We start from the raw sequence: 17,067 nt of genomic DNA on the forward strand, positions 1-17,067 counted from the left end.
CCTTAAAGCTGAACCGTCAGGTCGATGAACAGGCGCGTATCCCGTCCTTCCGCCCCCGGAAGGGGCAGCGACCGCAGGGTCCGCGCCAGTTCTGCCGACAGGTTGGCCTTGGCGAACAAACCCAGCCGCACGCCGCCCCCCGCCGATAGCAGATGCGTATTGGCCGCCACACTGTCCCAGACGCGGCCCCCATCGACAAAGCCATACAGCGTGAACCCATCCACCCGTTCGATCCCCGGATTGAACGACCGGCGCAGTTCCAGGCCGGCCCCCACCCCGTTCGGCCCCGACAGGTCTCCGCCATTATAGCCGCGCCCGAACCGGCTGCCGCCCAGGGCGAATTCCTCACCTGCCAGCAGGGTGTCGGGCGTATACTGCCCCGCCACCGTCAGGGTGGCGCCGATATCGGCGAACAGGCGGCGTCCATAGGCCACCTCCGCAGTGAATTTCGAATACCAGGGGTTGGGCTGCAGACGCGACGCGTCGCGGTCGCCCCGTCCCGTGGCACCCGCGACGTCCAGCCCCTGGGTCACGCCCGCCTGCGCAAACAGGTCACCGCCCGCGAACCGCAACTGGCTGTAGCTGATGCGCGCATCGACACTGCGCCACTGGTCCCGGCTGAAGGGTAGGGCCAGCAGTTCCACCGTCGCCTTCTGCGCGTTCCACCCGGCCTCAATGGTCAGGTTCCGCGCGCGTGACCGGATCAGGGGCAGCGACAGTCGCTGGCCCATGCCATAGCCCTCGGTAGCGACCGCAAACGGCTTCAGTGCCGCACCGGGCCGCCCCCGGCTGTAATTGGCATTGCTGGTCAGGCTCAACCCGCTACCGTCCAGGGGCTGTACCCAGCGGCCATTGACCGATCTTTGTTCCTTGATCTGCGGCGTGGCCGACAGGGTCAGGCCCAACTGCTCCCCCCAACCCAGTGTCGAGTTGGCCGCCATATCGATAAAGGCCGACCAGGGGCCTGCGAAATCCGACCCCCGGTTGCCGATACCGGCCACCAGCGCATAGGGCGTTTCGCTGTACCCGACCAGCAGTTCCGCCGCCCCGAAACTGTCGCCGGGCCGCACCAGCCCCGTGACCGTGACCCCCGGCAGATCATCGACCAGCAGCAGCCCGCGTTCGATAAGGTCGACCCGCGCCGGTCGCGCCGCGACGGCATCGGCCAGCCGTGCCTCCACCCGCGCCCGCTCACGCGGGCCGCCGCCTTCCACGCGCACCCGCTCCAGATGGCCTTCGATCACACGGATGCTGATGGTCTGGTCCTTGATCTCCTGCGCCGGCACGAACACGCGGGTCAGGCCGAAACCAAGGGCCAGATACCGGGCCTGGATGCGGTCGGCCAAAGCCGAGATATCGGCCAGGGTCACGGGCTTGGCGATGGTGGCCCTTATATCCTCGGCAAACTCCGTCTGCGGGTCAAAGACCGACGCGCCTTCCACCGCCACGCGGGTCAGGGTGAAGCGCAGGTCATTGGCCCCGGCGGCGGGCGCGCCCTTGCGCTGCGCCGGGATGGAGAATTGCAGCTGCGCCTTGGGCGCCTTGCGCATTTCTTCCAGGGGGGCGGGAACCGTGGGCCGCCCCGGTTCCACGGCACCGGGCAGGCGCGATGGTGCCGTCTGCGCATGCGCAGCAGCAGGCGCCATCACGGCAACCATTCCCATAATTGCCAGCCGACGACGCATATGACCCCAACGCTTTGATGCTTCGCTTAAGTTTTAAGCCGAAGGGGGCGGCGCGTGCCAGTCGTTTATGCGTTAACATCTCAATCCGCATGGCATTAACCATGGTGACGACCAAGAAGAAACACGACTGTCCGTTGGGCTATACACACGCTTTGGTGGTTACTCGCCTGCTGCGTGCCGGCTTTGCTTGGTTCAGCGTACCAACTCGCCATCCGGTGTGATCACCTGCCCTTCACGCGCCACCAGGGCGCCGGGATGGCGCGCGCGGGCCTGCGCGGCGATGGCGTCCAGATTGGCGTCGGTGCGTTCGGGGCAATGGTGGAAGATCACAGGGTGGCGCACCCCGGCATGATCGGCCAGACGCAGCGCCTCTTCCCAGGTGGAATGGCCCCAGCCGACATGGTCGGCATATTCGGCATCGCTGTAGCTGGCGTCATAGATCATGACGTCGGCCCCGCGCACCAGATCGGCGATGGTTTCGTCCCGCCCATCCGCCGGATGTTCGGTATCGGTGATCAGGCAGATGGACCTGCCCTGATAATCGACCCGGTATCCTGTGGCCCCGTTGGGATGGTTCAACGGACAGGTCCGCACGATCAGACCGGGCCGCGGCTCCAGCACCTGACCGCCCGTGAACTTCCGATAATCCATACAGCGTTCCAGCCCGCGCAGCGGGACGGGAAACAGGGGTGCCGCCATCAGACTGCCCAACACCTGCCCCAGGCTCAGGCCCGGCCCCAAATGCCCTTCCCACAGGCTGATGCGGCTGCGCTTGTCATGAAAGGGGGCGAAGAACGGAAAGCCCACGACATGGTCGATATGGGTGTGGGTAAAGAACAGGTCCGCGGTGACCGGATCGCCCCCATCCTCCAGCGCGTCCCCCAGCAGCCGGATACCCGTTCCGGCATCAAAGATCAGAAGATGCGGGCCGCAGCGCATTTCCAGACAGGTGGTATTGCCGCCATAGCGCAGCGTGTCCGCACCCGTGGTGGCGATGCTGCCGCGCACCCCCCAGAACCGCACAAAGAAGCTGTCGTCGCTCATGTCCTGGTGATCCGCCGCCCTCTCGCCGACCCGCACTTTCAGCCAAGGATTGGAAAAGGGCAACAGCCCACCGCCACGGTGACGCAGGAAATCAGGATAGGTGGTGCTTGCCGTCACACCTGCCGAAAACGTAAATGAATATTCAATATTCCACGCGCATGCTGCGCCCGACCGCAAACCGTGCAGGATACCGGAATTGGATGAGATCAATGTCGCCCCCGGCAAGTTGCTGATCAAGGAGGGGGACTGGTCGGGCGATGCGTTTCTGATCACCGCCGGCCGGGTGGAGGTGTTCCGCGCCGTCAATGGTGTCAAGAACCGGCTGGCCACGCTGGGGCCGGGCGAGATTGCGGGGGAGATGGGGCTGATCGACAATGCCCCACGCTCGGCCTGCATCGCGACGATGGAGCCGACGCGCCTGATCGTCATTTCCCGTGACGTATTCGTGAAGCAGCTGCGCGCGGCCCCGCCGCTGGTGCGGTTCGTGCTGCATTCGCTGGTCCGCACGCTCCGCGCCCTGAACGGCATTCCCACCGATAATGGCGACCCGATCTTCAGCGATGATCCCATTGTGTCGGAGCGCACGCACAAGTTGCTGCGCCGTGACACATTCGCGCCGGGCCGCACCATCTTCCGCCGGGGGGATGAGGCGCACTGCGCCTATCTGATCCAGTCGGGTCTGGTGGAGATCACGCGCGAAATGCCCGACGGTCAATCGATGGTGCTGGGCCATGCCGGCGCCGGCTCCGTCTTCGGTGAAATGGCCCTGCTGCGCGATGCCAACCGCGCTGCCACGGTGACCGCCGTGGACCTGACCGTGTGCGAGGTGATCCAGCGCCAGCGGTTTGAAGAACTGCTGCGCGCCGCCCCGACGCTGATTCGTCAGCTGATCAATTCCTATGTGGGGCGCATCGAACGCGGCATCTGATCCGGCCTCTCCTTGCCCGTTCCCCTTGCAGGAATGGACACGCTAAACCCCATACGCACGTATTCTTTCTGCTTACCCATTGCCGGATAACCGGAAAGGTGTAGCATTAAGGCGAACAACATGGGTTCAGTGATGCTGCCGGCCCTGGATTTGGCCTCGATCTTCATTGCGAATGCCGTCGTCACGGGTGTGGCGGCGCTCGTCCTGCGTTTTATCCGGCGCTATCATCCCGATCTGGCGGGTATCGGCCATTGGGCCTTGGGGCAGGCCTGTTACGCGGTCGGGTTCGTCCTTCTTTACTTCTCCATGATGGACCCGTTTCAACGGTCATCCCTGCCCGGCTTCTTCTTCGCCATTGGCGGCACCCTGCTGACCAGCCTGGGCTTTTACCGCTTCCTGCGCCTGCCGGGCCGGCCGGAACCCTATGGTCTGGCCTTCTTCCTGCTGGTGGTCGGCTTCTGCCTCGTCGTGTCGATGGTGCTGGAGGAACCGGGCTACATCATGGCCGCGACCGTCACGGCACAGGGCGTGATCAGCACGTTCAACTTCCTGCTGCTGCGCCGCCATGCCAGCGGGGCGATGCGTCCGGCGGCACTGACATTGGCAGTGCTCCATGCGCTTTGGGCGCTGCTCAGCCTGATACGCGCCCTGTTCATCATCGGCACGGGCTTCGATACGCAGGTCGCCATTTCCATGATGCCCGTCTCCATGCTGGGCGGCACCTTCCTGCTGACCTGCCACGCCCTGGGTCTGGTCTGGATGATCGTGGGCCGCATGCAAGAACATCTGGTGCATCAGGCCGCGACCGACCCGCTGACCGGGGCCTTGAACCGCCGGGCACTGCAGGCACGCCTGGAACAGGAACGGGCCCGCGTGATGCGCGAAGGCGGCGGCTTCGCACTGGCCACCTTCGACCTGGATCATTTCAAACTGTTGAACGACACGCACGGCCATGTCGTGGGCGACGCCACCCTGGTGGGCGTGGTGAATGCCGCCGGCACCCTGCTGCGGCCTGTCGATGCCGTCGCCCGGTTGGGGGGCGAGGAATTCTGTCTGCTGCTGCCCGACGTGACCGGTGACGGTGCCGTGGATATGGCGGAACGGCTGCGCCGCTCGCTGGAGGGGCTGAACATCAGCAGCACCAGCGGCCCCGTCGCTGTGGCCGCCAGTTTCGGTGTCGCCTGGTACGGCACCCATGGCCATGACTGGCCGACCCTGCTGAAGGCCGCCGACAGCGCGCTTTACTGTGCCAAGCGCAATGGCCGCAACCGGGTGGAGGTGGCAAACCCCCTGACAGACGCCGACCTGCGCAGCGCCTGACCCGGTTACAGCCCGATCGACCCCGCCGCCAAGGTTCCGACGCCCGTCAGGCTGATGGCGAAATCGGCATTGCCGTCCCCATCCACGTCGCCCAGCACCTGCAGATCAGCGCCCACCACCTGGATGCGCAGCTGCCCGGCGACATTGCTGAAGGCCGCCGTGCCGACGAAGGTGAAGGCATCGTCGCCCGCCGTGGCGCTGTTGGCATCGATGGCGGTCAGGTCGATCTGGTCGCCCTGCGCCACCACGAAATCGCTGATGGTAACGGGGGTCGCCGCCGGGCTGTCGGCCACGGTGGCCAGAACGAAACTGTCACCGCCCAGCCCGCCGGTCAGCGTATCCGCCCCGCCACCACCGGTCAGGGTATCGGCACCGGCCCCGCCCGTTATGACATTGGCCAGCGCGTTGCCGGTGCCCGTAAAGGTGCCCGTGCCCGTATAGGTCAGGTTTTCGACCTCGGCCACCAAGGTCAGGCTGGCCAGATCGGTGCGGATCGTGTCCGTCCCCTCACCGGCCAGTTCCACCACCACATCCGTGGCGGCATCGACAACATAGACATCATTGCCCAGCCCGCCGGTCATGCTGTCGCTGCCGGCCCCACCATCCAGCACGTCATCGCCGCCGCCACCCGTGATGGTGTTGTCCAGCGCATTGCCGGTGCCCGCGAAATTGCCGCTGCCCGTATAGGTCATCACCTCGACATTGGCCGCCAGCGTCAGGCTGGCCGCACTGGTGCGGACCGTATCCGTCCCCTCGCCCGCAGCCTCGACCACCACATCCGTGGCCGCGTCGATGATATAGGTATCTTCGCCGGTCCCGCCGATCATGCGGTCGCTGCCGCCGCCGCCATCCAGACTGTCGTTGCCAGCCCCACCCGTCAGGGTGTCATTGCCGGTCCCGCCGGAGATCAGGTTGGCGCTGTCATTGCCTGTGCCGGTGAAGGCGACCGTCCCCGTATAGGTCAGGTTCTCCACCTCGGCGGCCAGGGTGAAGCTGGCCAGGGATGTGCGGACGGTGTCCGTCCCTTCGCCGGCCAGTTCGGTGATGCTATCGCTGCCGGCATTGACGATATAGACATCGTTGCCGGCCCCGCCGGTCAACTGGTCAATTCCCGCACCGCCATCCAGCGTGTCATCACCAGCCCCACCATCCAGCGTATCGGCACCCGCCCCGCCCGTGATGGAATTGGCCACAGCATTGCCCGTGCCCGTAAAATCGCCGATACCGATAAAGGCCAGATGCTCCAGATCGGCGGCCAGCGTATAGGATGCCAGGCGGGAATTGACCGTATCGGTCCCCTCACCCGCCAGTTCAACGATCACATCACTGGCATCATCGACGACATAGGTGTCGTTGCCGACACCGCCCGTCATGCTGTCGGCCCCCGACCCGCCATCCAGCGTGTCATTGCCGGCCAGCCCCGTCAGCGTGTCATCGCCGCCCCCGCCCCGGATGCTGTTATCAGCGGCATTGCCAAGGCCGGTGAAGTTGCCGGCCCCCGTATATTGCAAATTCTCGAAATCGGTCAGCAGCGTATAGGTGGCGAGGCTGGTTCGCACAGTATCGGTGCCCGCACCCGCCGCCTCATTGATGACATCGGCAAGGCTGTCGACGACATAGGTGTCGTTGCCTGCCCCACCGGTCAGCGTATCAGCGCCCGCACCGCCATCCAGGGTGTCATTGCCGATACCGCCGGTGATGGAATTGTCCAGGCTGTTGCCTATGCCATTGAAATTGCTGGTGCCCAGATACAGCAGATTGTTCTGCGTGCCGGTCAGGGTAAAGGTGGAGGCCGTGGTGTTAACCGTCACCCGCCCCGTACTGTCCACCGTTTCATAGGAATAGCCGAAGTCGGACGTATCCAGGGTGCCGGTGAACCCCTGCACCCGGAAGATGAAATCATCGGCCCCCAGGTTGCTGCTGCGCCCCGGCCCGGAAACCACCAGATAAACCTCGCCCAGATAGCTGAACAGTCCGGCCCTGTTATTTTCATAAAGCGGCTGTCCCTTCGCGAACAGGAAGTTCATGGCGGCGTAGAAGGAATTGCCCGTGGCCCGCAGCACTCCGCCCGACGCCACGGAAGTGACCGCAAACGGCAGTTCCACACTATCGGCCAGCGCCACGCCATTGCCGCCGAAATCGATACCGACCAGCGTATCCATGCTATTGAAGGTCAGGGTGGATTCCTTGCGCGTTTCGGACACGCGGGAGAAAACGAACCGGTCCGCCCCTGATCCGGCAACCAGCCTGTCCAGCCCCAGCCCGCCGACCAGCACATCATCGCCGGCGGTGGCGATCAGAGTATCATTGCCCTGTCCCCCCACCAGACTGTCATTGCCATAGCCGCCGATCAGGCTGTCATCACCCGATCCGCCGATCAGGGTATCATTGCCCAGGCCGCCATCGATCGTGTCGTTGCCGTCGCCGCCATCGATATAGTTCTCGAACCGGTCCTTGATATCACCGCGCAGCCGCTCGGCAGTGCTGTTGTCAAAGGTCTGGATCTGCACCGGCCCCTGGATCATCTCCACCTGCAGGCTGAACAGGCGCGGCGCACTGCCCGTCCCCTCATTGTCAAAGGCGGTGATGGTGCCCGTGGTCTTGTCGACGGCATAGATGATGACGCTGTGCGGCTCCACGATGGTGCCGTTGTTCCAGAAGAAATGCAGGATCTCGCCCGTCTGCAAATTCCGGTACATGTTCTTCAGGTCTTTGACCGCCACCGTCCGGTAATCGGACCAGCTATCCAGCCGGTCATCCACCATCACCACCGTGTCGGTGGACCCGTTGGTCACCCGTTCGCCGCCAAAGATCATGCCCGCATCGTTCAGGACGGTGCGGAACAGTTCCATTTCGTCCGCCACCGGCTCACCAGCGGCGATCGCGGCATCAAGGACGGTCTTCAGGCTGGGCATGGGCGGACTCCGGGCGGTAAATAATTCCCAGGACGCAAGGGGATTCCCGGCGCCCTGACCCTGTACAAGCAATTCATACGCCAAGCAGCCGTCCTATGCTGCAGGCCGGCGACCGCCGGCCCGCGACCCCATGGTCGCGTAAGCCAAGCCGACGGATGGCGGCGCCCGGCGCCTGAGGGCGCGCATAGACCTCAAGTCCCCCGAACCACCAGCCGCGCGGGAAGGCTGACCGACGCCACTTCCTCTCCGTTGATCAGGGAGAGAATACGCCGCGCCAGCAGTTCGCCACCCGCCTGCCAATCCTGATGGACCGACGACAGCGGCGGTGTCAGACAGGCGCCCAGGGGCGTATCGTCGTAACCGATCACGGAAATCCGCTCCGGCACGGGAATACCCCGTTCCTGTAAGGCCTGCAGCGCCCCGATGGCCAGAAGATCGCTGGCGGCCAGCAGACAGTCGAACGCGGCCCCTCCCTCATCGATCCACTGGGCAATCGCCGCCGACCCCGCCGCGATGCTGAATGGGCAGGAAATGCCGCCCACCAGATGTCCGCCGCCGGTGGCCAGGGCATCGCGAAATCCGTCATGGCGCTGCGCGATCTCGGCGTGGCTGGTGTCACCCAGAAAAAGGCCGCGCCGGCGTCCCATGGACAGGAAACGGTCGGCGGCCAGCGCCCCGCCCTGCCGGTTGTCCGACCCGACCGTCACATAATCATGCTCCGGCGCCTCGGCACCCCAGACGACCAGGGGCACGTCGCTGTCGGCCAGTTGCACCGCCGCCTCGTCATGGCTGCCCTGGCCCAGCAGGATGATGCCGTCAGCCGTCTGCACCGCCGGCATATGCACCCCGTCCCGCGTGGTCAGGACGACGGCATAGCCGATGCTGGTCAGTTCCTGGCAGATGCCGCCCATCAGCGCCATGGGAAACGGGTCGGACAGGGGCCGGTCGGGGCTGGGTTTCATCTCCACCACCACCGCCACGCTGTTGGACCGTTGCAGGCGCAGGCTGCGCGCCGACAGGTTCAGCTTGTAGCCATGTTCCTTGGCCAGTGCCTGGATCTTGGCGCGGGTGTCGGGCTTCACCGTCGGGCTGTCGCGCAGGGCGCGCGACACCGTGATCTTCGACACCTGCGCCAGTTCCGCCAGGTCGGCCATGGTCAACCGGCCCGCGGGCGCGGCCTTGGCTTCAATCTCGGGTCCGCGGGCGGCTGCGGGCTTGGTCATCTGGCTTTCGGCGGGTGACGGGCGGGGAAGCGCGACATTGGCACGGAAGGCGATTTTTTCCAAGGGTTTGGCAACACCCAATCGCATAGGCCCGAACCCCCTTCCCATACGTAGTCAGAAAAATGACATCGATATCTTGACATCGATAACATTGATGTTAGCTTAAGGACCAACCACCGCGTCATGGCGGCGGATCAAGCGTATCTTGGGGAGGTTTGCCGTGGCGGAGAGAGCATCTCACGTCCGCGCAGGAGATGTGCGTGCCGATGCCGGGGATGGCTGGACCATCCGGGTTGCCGGGTTCAATCCGGAAACCGCGGCGCGTGACGAAAGCCTGTTCGCACTGGCCAATGGCGCGCTGGGCGTGCGCGGCGGCATCGACGGGGTGGACAGCGCCAGCGATGGTGCCTTTCTGGCGGCCTTCTTCGAACAGGCACCGATCCACTATCATGAGAAATTCACCGGTTTTGCGCTTTCCACCGATACCCGCGTGCCCGTGGCCGATGCCAAGCATGTGCGGATCGTGCTGGACGGGGAAACCGTCACCCTGACACCGGATGCCGGCCTTGTCCGCGAGCTGGACCTGTCCACGGGCCGTTTCCGCACGTCCATGCGCTATACGGCAAAGGGTGGAGCGGTGGAGATCACCACCGACCGTCTGGTCAGCCTTTCACGCCCCGGCCTGCTGGCCCTGCGCCTGACCATCCGTTCCCTGGACTATACCGGCCCCGTCACCCTGCTGTCGGACCTGCGCTGGGGCCGCCGGGCGGAGGGGCAGGGCGATGATCCGCGCATCGGTGTCTCGCTGGGGGCCGGCGGGGTGGACAGTTTCCCGGTTGAGGACGGTGGCATCCCCGCCGCCCTGCGCCAGACGGCCCGCCTGTCGCGCCGCACCAGCCTTCTGCGCCAGGAACACGTGTCCGGTCACGGCATGTCGCCCGACCAACCCTTCCTGACGCTCGACAGCATCAGCCAGGCCTTCCATGCCGACCTGACGCCCGGAACAGAGGCCGGGCTGGTGAAGTTCGCCGCCTATGCCTGGGCCGATCATGATGGCGATGTCGCCGCCCTGTTCGCCGATGCCGGCGCCACCCTGGCCGCCGCACTTACTGCAGGCTGGGACGTGGTCGCACAGGAACAGGCCGATGATCTGGCCCGCTTCTGGGCCGATGCCGATGTGGTGATCGATGGCGATGCGGGCCTGCAGCAGGCCATACGCTTCAACCTGTTCCACCTGTACCAGTCCACGGGCCGTGACGGCGCCACCTCCATCGCGGCCAAGGGCCTGACGGGGGAAGGCTATGAAGGCCATTATTTCTGGGACACGGAAACCTTCATCCTGCCCGTGCTGGCTTTCACGGCCCCGCAACTGGCGCGGCGCATGCTGGAATACCGGATCGGCCGGCTGGACCGCGCCCGCGCCCATGCGCGCGGCATGGGGCACAGCACCGGTGCCCTGTTCCCCTGGCGCACCATCGCCGGCGATGAATGCTCGGCGCACTACCCCAGCGGGTCGGCGCAGTATCACATCAATGCCGACATCGCCTTTGCCGCGCGCCTTTATGAGGAAGCGACCGGCGACAGCGCCTTTCTTTACGCCCAGGCCGCCGAGATGCTGTTCGAAACGGCCCGCATCTGGCCGCAGGTGGGGCATTTCAACGCCCGCAAGGGCGGGGCCTTCACCATTCATGAGGTGACGGGGCCGGACGAGTACACGGCACTCGTGAACAATAATTTCTACACCAACGCCATGGCCGCCGCCCATCTGGCCCATGCCGCCGATCTCTATCGCCGCATGGGCACCGACGCGCCCGGCGCGCTGTCCACCCTCGCCACCCGCATCGGCCTGACCGAGACAGAGGTGGCCCTGTGGCAGCGGGCGGCGGATAGCATGTACCTGCCCACCGACCCCGACCTGGGCGTCAGCCCGCAGGATGACGACTTCCTGTCCAAGCCCGTCTGGCCCTTCGCCGACACGCCGGCCGACAAATATCCGCTGCTGCTGCATTATCACCCGCTGGCCATCTATCGCCATCAGGTGTGCAAGCAGGCCGACGTGGTGCTGGCCATGCTGCTGGCCGGCGACCGTTTCGATGCGGGCCTGAAGCGCCGCAATTTCGATTATTACGAAGCCGTAACAGTTCATGACAGCACTCTGTCGCCCAGCAGCTACGGCATCCTGGCCGCAGAGCTGGGCGACAGCGAAAAGGCAATTCGTTACTTTACCGAAACGGCCCGCATCGATCTGGATGACCTGCATGGCAATGCCAGCCACGGCGTGCATATGGCAGCCATGGCCGGAAGCTGGCTGGGCATCGCCTGGGGCTTTGGCGGCCTGCGTTGGCAGGGGGGCATCGCGCGCTTTGCCCCCATCCTGCCCCCCGGCTGGACCCGCTATGGCTTCGGCATCACCTGGCAGGGCCGCCGCCTGCGGGTAACGGTTGATCAGGTGGGCACCACCTATCGCCTGCTGTCGGGCGAGGCCCTGACCATCCATCACCAGGGCGCACCCGTTACCTTGACGCCGGGTCAGGATACCGCCATCGCCCACAGCCCCTTCCCCGCCCCGGTCAAGGCCATCATCTTCGACCTGGATGGCGTTCTGACCGACACGGCGGAGGGCCATTATCAGGCTTGGCAGCGTCTGGCGAACGAACTGCGCGTGCCCTTCGACCGCGAAAAGAACGAAGCGCTGAAGGGCATCGACCGCATGGGCAGCCTGGAACGCATCCTGGCCGGCTCTGCCATCACCCTGACCGAAGCCGAGAAGCTGGACGCCGCATCGCGGAAGAACGGCTATTACCAGGACCTGATCGCAAGGTTCAGCCCCGACGATTTGTTCGACGGCGTCCGCGACCTGCTGCTGGCCGCCAAGGCAGCCGGGCTGAAGCTGGGCGTGGCGTCGGCCAGCCGCAACGCCCCCACCCTTTTGACGCGCCTTGGCATCATCGACCTGTTCGACCATGTCGCCGATGCGGGTGCCATCCCCAATCCCAAGCCTGCCCCAGACATTTTCCTGTCCGTGGCCAAGGCTCTGGATGTCCCCCCGCCCGCGTGCCTGGGCGTGGAGGACAGCATAGCCGGGATCACCGCCATCAAAGCCGCCGGCATGCCGGCGCTGGGTATCGGTGATCCCGCCATCCTGACCGAAGCCGATGAGGTCATCGGCCATATACGCGAATTCCGGCTGGACCGTTTCGTCCGCCCGGCATGACAATCCGGGCGCCATCCCGAGAGGGGGGATGCGTTGCCCGGACGGAAAACAAGCACAGCCCATCAATCAAGAAGCATCCGGGTGATGCTCATACGGGAGGTCCCTATGACTAAGTTTGACAAGAAGCTGCTGACGGGTGCTGCCTTCGCGGCCCTGCTGCTGCCCGCCATCGGCGCTGCGCAGGCGCAGGATGCCCAGCAGGGTGGCCTGCTGGAAGAAATCATCGTCACCGGCGTGGCGCGCTCCGACGGTATCAAGAAGCTGGATGCCAGCTTCTCCATCACCACCGCCGATGCCGAAGCCATCGCCGAGCAGCAGCCCGCCAGCACCGCCGACCTCCTGAAGATCGTCCCCGGCGTCTGGGTTGAAAGCTCTTCGGGCACGTCGGGTGCGAATATCGACGTGCGTGGTTTCCCCGGCGGCGGCGACGCGCCCTTCATCACGGTACAGCTCGACGGCTCGCCGCTGTTCCCACCGCCCACCCTTTCCTTCCTGGAAAACAGCACCCTGTTCCGCCTGGATGACACGGTGGAGCGGGTGGAGGTGCTGCGCGGCGGCCCCTCGCCCATTTTCTCCAACGGCCAGCCCGGTGCCACCATCAACTTCATCCAGCGCAAGGGCAAGGTGGACCCCGAGGGTAGCCTGAAGCTGACCGTGGGCGACGAAGGGCTCTACCGTTTCGACACCTATTACCAGGGCGCCCTGGATAAGGATCTGCTGTTCTCGGTCGGCGGCTTCTACCGCACGTCGGATGGTATCCGCGACACCGAGTTCCCCGCCGATCGCGGCGGTCAGGTCAGCGGTAACATCACCAAGGTCCTGGAAAACGGCGAGGTCACTTTCTACGGTCGTTATACCGACGACAAGAACGCCTTCTACACGGCCATCCCGCTGCTGTCCTCCAACAATGGCAAGACCATCAAGGAGTTTCCGGGCTTTGATGCCGGCAAGGGCACCTTCCTGGGTAATGAGCTGCGCAATGTCGTGCTGGAGGTCACCCCCGGCGCCACGCCCGGCACCATCCGCCGCGATTTCGCCGATGGCCGTGGCGTGAAGGCCGCCGTTGTGGGCAACACGATCGACCTGACCTTCGGGGAATGGACGGTCAGCAATAAGATGAACTACCTGAAGGGCCAGGCCGATACACGCGGCCTGTTCACGGGCGCCAACCCGCAGACGCTGGGCAGCTTCATCAACGGCCAGATCACTGCCGCCAACGCCAACGCTGCCGTCGTTGCCGCCGCCGGCCGCACCGCCACGGCGGGATCGGCCAGCTTCGCCAATGGCGGGGCCGCCATCACCGACCTGAATATGCAGGTGATCACCGCCGGCCTGTGGTCGGTGGACAAGGATATCGAAAGCTTCACCGACGATATCCGTTTCAGCCGTGAGATCTTCGACGGCAACACCATCACCATCGGCGCCTATTTCGCCGATTATTCGTCCAAGGATCTCTGGTACCTGGGCAACAATGTCCTGATGACGGCCACGCCCAATGCCAAGCTGATCAACCTGACGCTCAACAACGGCGCCAAGGTCACCCGCAACGGCTTTGTCGGCACTTCCTTTTTCGACGTGAACGCCTCCTATAACGGCCAGAACATCGCCGCCTTCATCGCCGATGAATGGGCCCTGACCGACGATCTGCGTATCGATATCGGTGGCCGCGTCGAACGGCAAAAGGTCAATGCAACGCTGGAAAATGTGTCGACCATGGACCTGGACGGCAATCCGCTGACCTTGGCCAACAACGCCACCTCCGTCCTGAATGGCAGCTTCCGCACGCTGGACTATGCCAACACGGAAACCTCCTGGACGGCGGGCGTGAATTATTACCTGACGGGCGACCTGTCGGTGTTCGGCCGCCTCAACAGCGGCTTCAAGTTCCCGCAATTCGACAATCTGCGTGATGGTCAGGACCAGATGCAGAAGATCGATCAGCAGGAGGTTGGCCTGAAGACCCGCACGTCTGACTACGCCGCCTATGTCACCTTCTTCCATAACAAGTTTGAAGGCCTGCCCTTCCAGCAGTTCATCATCAACCCGGACGGCAGCCAGACGCAGTTGACCCGCATCGGCGGTTCCAAGGCCTATGGCGTGGAATTCGAACTGATGGTCATGCCGGTCGAAAACCTGAACCTGGCCCTGCGTGGCAATTACCAGAAGGGCGAGTTCAAGGATTTCGGCCCCAATAGCGGCAATCAGGTGCAGCGCCAGCCGAAGATCCAGTTCACCTTCTCGCCCTCTTATGACGTGCCCATGGACTGGGGCAAGCTGCGCTTCTTCGCCAGCTACAACTACACCGGCGCGCGGTGGGCCGATGTGGAAAACGCCCAGCGTCTGCCCAGCTTCAACACCATCGATGCCGGCATCTCCGCCGATATCGGCGATGACGTGACGGTGATGCTGTCGGGCACCAACCTGACGGACGAGCTGGGCCTGACCGAAGGCAATGCCCGCATCATCGGCGGTGCCAACACCAGCGGCGTCTTCATGGGCCGCCCGATCTTCGGGCGTAATGTGAAGATGTCAGTGGCGACGAAGTTCTAAACCTCCACCGTCGCTCCCTCACCCTCCCCAACGCTACCGCGTTCGGGCCCCTCCCTCTCCCGCCAGGCGGGCGAGGGGCGAAACAAGGCTCACCCCCAACTTCCGCCCCTCGCCCACGAACGTGGGAGAGGGAGGGGCCCGTTGGCGCCAGCCAACGGGAGGGTGAGGGAAAACCCGCCACCCCCCCGGAGCCCCCCATGCCCCGCCTGACCCGCCTCGGCACAGCCCTGCCGCTATTGGCCCTGCTTCTGGCCGGTCCCGCCTGGGGGGAGGATGCGCTGCGGTTCGACCTGACGGTCGGGCAGCATCAGAACCTGTTCCTGCGTGACGGCCCCGTCTCCGCCCATCTGGTGGCAGGCGCGGGCCGGATCGTGGTGGCCTTTCCCGCCGGCAATGCCGGGATCGGCCTGTGGACCGATGCCAAGGCCGCGATCACCGCCGGTCCCCTGTCCCCCCTGACGATCCCGGACGCCGGGGGCCGCCCCCTGCACGGCATCAAAACCACGCTGGAAATCGCCACCCAAACCCTGAACATCCGTCAGACGATCCTGTCCAGCATCCGCACCCTTCGCGATTATCAGCATTCCTCCACGCGTCAGCCCCTGGTGGAAACCGCCCCCACCATCGATGGCACGACCGTCCGCTGGCAGCGCGACCGCCTGGACGGCGCCCCCGGCCTCATGCTGGCCCTGACCCTGCTGAACGGCACCGCCACGGCCAATCCCGACGGTACCGTCACGCTGACGACCTCCGACCCCGCCCTTCGCCTGAACCTGACGGCGGCCAGCGGGGAAACACCGCTGACCCCCATCGCCCTTTCCGACCTGCTGACCGACAAGGCCGCCCCGGACGCCAAGGCCCGTCAGGTGCTGGATTTTCTCAGCTACCGGGAAAAGCTGATGGCCGGGTCCTGGGCCTACAACACCTATTTCGGGCGCGACACGCTGATGTCGCTGCGCCTGCTGATGCCAGTGCTAAAGCCGGCAGCCATCGAGGCCGGGCTGGGTGCTGTCCTGGAACGGCTCAGCCCCACCGGCGATGTCGCGCATGAGGAGGATGTGGGCGAATTCGCCGTCCTGCGCCATCGCCTGGAACAGGGCAGCAGCAGCGCCGATCCCATCTTTGATTACAAGATGGTCGATGACGACCTGATGCTGGCCCCCATCCTGGCCGATTATCTGGGCCGCATCCCCGCCCGCGAGGCCCAGCTTTTCCTGGCGCGGCGCACGCCCTCTGGCGATGCCTATGGCACGCTGCTGGCCCGCAACCTGTCCTTCGTCCTGTCTCGAACCGCCGCCTTTGCCGCCAACCCGCTAGCCAGCAACCTGATCCCCCTGCCGGCGGGGCACAAGGTGGGGGACTGGCGCGACAGCCAGGAGGGGCTGGCCGGTGGCCGCTATTCCTACAGCGTCAATGCCGTCCTGGCCCCGGCGGCACTCAACGCCATCGCCCGACTGCACAAATCCGGTCTGATCTATCCCTATACCCGTGACCTGTCACACGCAGAACCTATGGAAAGGGTCTGGGCCGACAAAGCCCCCGCCCTGTTCGCCGTCACCATCCCGGCAACGCAAGCCCAGGCCGCTGCCACCCGTTTCGCCACCGAACTGGGCATCCAAACCGCTCCCCTGCCCCAAGGCCCCCTGCATTTCGACGCGCTGGCCCTGGATGATACCGGCACGCCCCTGCCCGTGATGCATTCCGACACGGGCTTTGCCCTGCTGTTCCTGACACCGGATGCCGCGACGCTGGACCGCGCCATCGCCCCCCTGCTGCACCGCCTGCCCGCCGGGCTGATGACCGATGCCGGCATGGTGGTTGCCAATGCCGCCTGGGCACCGGCCTCCATCCGTGCTGAATTCGGCCCCGGTTACTATCATGGCGCTGTCATCTGGTCCTGGCAGCAGGCGCTGATGGCCGGCGGCCTGGAACGGCAACTGGCCCGCGCCGACCTGCCCACCGCCACGCGCACCCGCCTGCAATCGGCACAGCGCGCGCTGTGGCAAGCGATCCGCGCCGTCCCGGCGGATCAGCGGACGTCCGAACTCTGGTCCTGGGCCTATGGCGATGGCCGCTTCACCTACCGCCCCTTCGGCCAGGGGGGTGGGGATCAGACGGAATCCAACGCCGCGCAGCTATGGAGCACGGTCTATCTGGCCGTCAAACCACCGGCACTTTGACAAACAGC

At 65.1% G+C, this 17,067-nt stretch carries 9 protein-coding genes; 5 read left to right on the forward strand and 4 right to left on the reverse strand.

Annotated elements, in window-relative coordinates; genetic code table 11:
- Positions 1 to 2 precede the first annotated feature (2 nt).
- On the reverse strand, positions 3 to 1,646 hold the full coding sequence (locus ACT6Q8_RS16365; protein WP_444733026.1) for a ShlB/FhaC/HecB family hemolysin secretion/activation protein: 1,644 nt from the start codon (positions 1,644 to 1,646) through the stop codon (positions 3 to 5).
- Positions 1,647 to 1,877: 231 nt separating this feature from the next.
- On the reverse strand, positions 1,878 to 2,729 hold the full coding sequence (locus ACT6Q8_RS16370) for an MBL fold metallo-hydrolase (RefSeq protein WP_054169966.1): 852 nt from the start codon (positions 2,727 to 2,729) through the stop codon (positions 1,878 to 1,880).
- A 196-nt stretch (positions 2,730 to 2,925) separates the two neighbouring features.
- Here ACT6Q8_RS16370 and ACT6Q8_RS16375 point away from each other — a divergent pair, with 196 nt between their 5' ends.
- Positions 2,926 to 3,657, forward strand: coding sequence for a cyclic nucleotide-binding domain-containing protein (locus ACT6Q8_RS16375; protein WP_054169890.1), 732 nt, complete (start codon positions 2,926 to 2,928; stop codon positions 3,655 to 3,657).
- Between the two features lie 120 nt (positions 3,658 to 3,777).
- Positions 3,778 to 4,977: a GGDEF domain-containing protein gene (locus tag ACT6Q8_RS16380; protein WP_156344826.1), complete on the forward strand. Its 1,200-nt coding sequence runs from the start codon at positions 3,778 to 3,780 to the stop codon at positions 4,975 to 4,977.
- Positions 4,978 to 4,982: 5 nt separating this feature from the next.
- Here ACT6Q8_RS16380 and ACT6Q8_RS16385 read toward each other — a convergent pair whose 3' ends face one another.
- Together ACT6Q8_RS16385 and ACT6Q8_RS16390 are read right to left on the reverse strand one after the other, a co-directional pair.
- Positions 4,983 to 7,892 (reverse strand): hypothetical protein, encoded by a 2,910-nt coding sequence (locus tag ACT6Q8_RS16385; protein ID WP_444733027.1) that lies wholly within the window; start codon positions 7,890 to 7,892, stop codon positions 4,983 to 4,985.
- A 191-nt stretch (positions 7,893 to 8,083) separates the two neighbouring features.
- Positions 8,084 to 9,202 carry a substrate-binding domain-containing protein gene (locus ACT6Q8_RS16390; RefSeq protein WP_444733028.1) on the reverse strand — a complete coding sequence of 373 codons (1,119 nt, stop codon included), beginning with the start codon at positions 9,200 to 9,202 and terminating at the stop codon, positions 8,084 to 8,086.
- 169 nt (positions 9,203 to 9,371) lie between these two features.
- On the opposite strand from ACT6Q8_RS16390, the gene pgmB reads away from it, so the two are divergent.
- The 3 genes from pgmB (at position 9,372) to ACT6Q8_RS16405 (ending at position 17,059) form a co-directional block, all read left to right on the forward strand.
- Positions 9,372 to 12,329, forward strand: coding sequence for a beta-phosphoglucomutase (gene pgmB, locus ACT6Q8_RS16395; protein ID WP_444733029.1), 2,958 nt, complete (start codon positions 9,372 to 9,374; stop codon positions 12,327 to 12,329).
- A gap of 105 nt (positions 12,330 to 12,434) precedes the next feature.
- Entirely contained in the window at positions 12,435 to 14,879 is a 2,445-nt protein-coding gene (locus tag ACT6Q8_RS16400; protein ID WP_444733030.1) for a TonB-dependent receptor, read from the forward strand.
- 197 nt (positions 14,880 to 15,076) lie between these two features.
- Positions 15,077 to 17,059 (forward strand): hypothetical protein, encoded by a 1,983-nt coding sequence (locus ACT6Q8_RS16405; RefSeq protein WP_444733031.1) that lies wholly within the window; start codon positions 15,077 to 15,079, stop codon positions 17,057 to 17,059.
- The last annotated feature ends 8 nt before the right edge of the window (positions 17,060 to 17,067 follow it).

It is taken from the genome of Niveispirillum sp. (assembly GCF_052437035.1).
Classification (GTDB): domain Bacteria; phylum Pseudomonadota; class Alphaproteobacteria; order Azospirillales; family Azospirillaceae; genus Niveispirillum.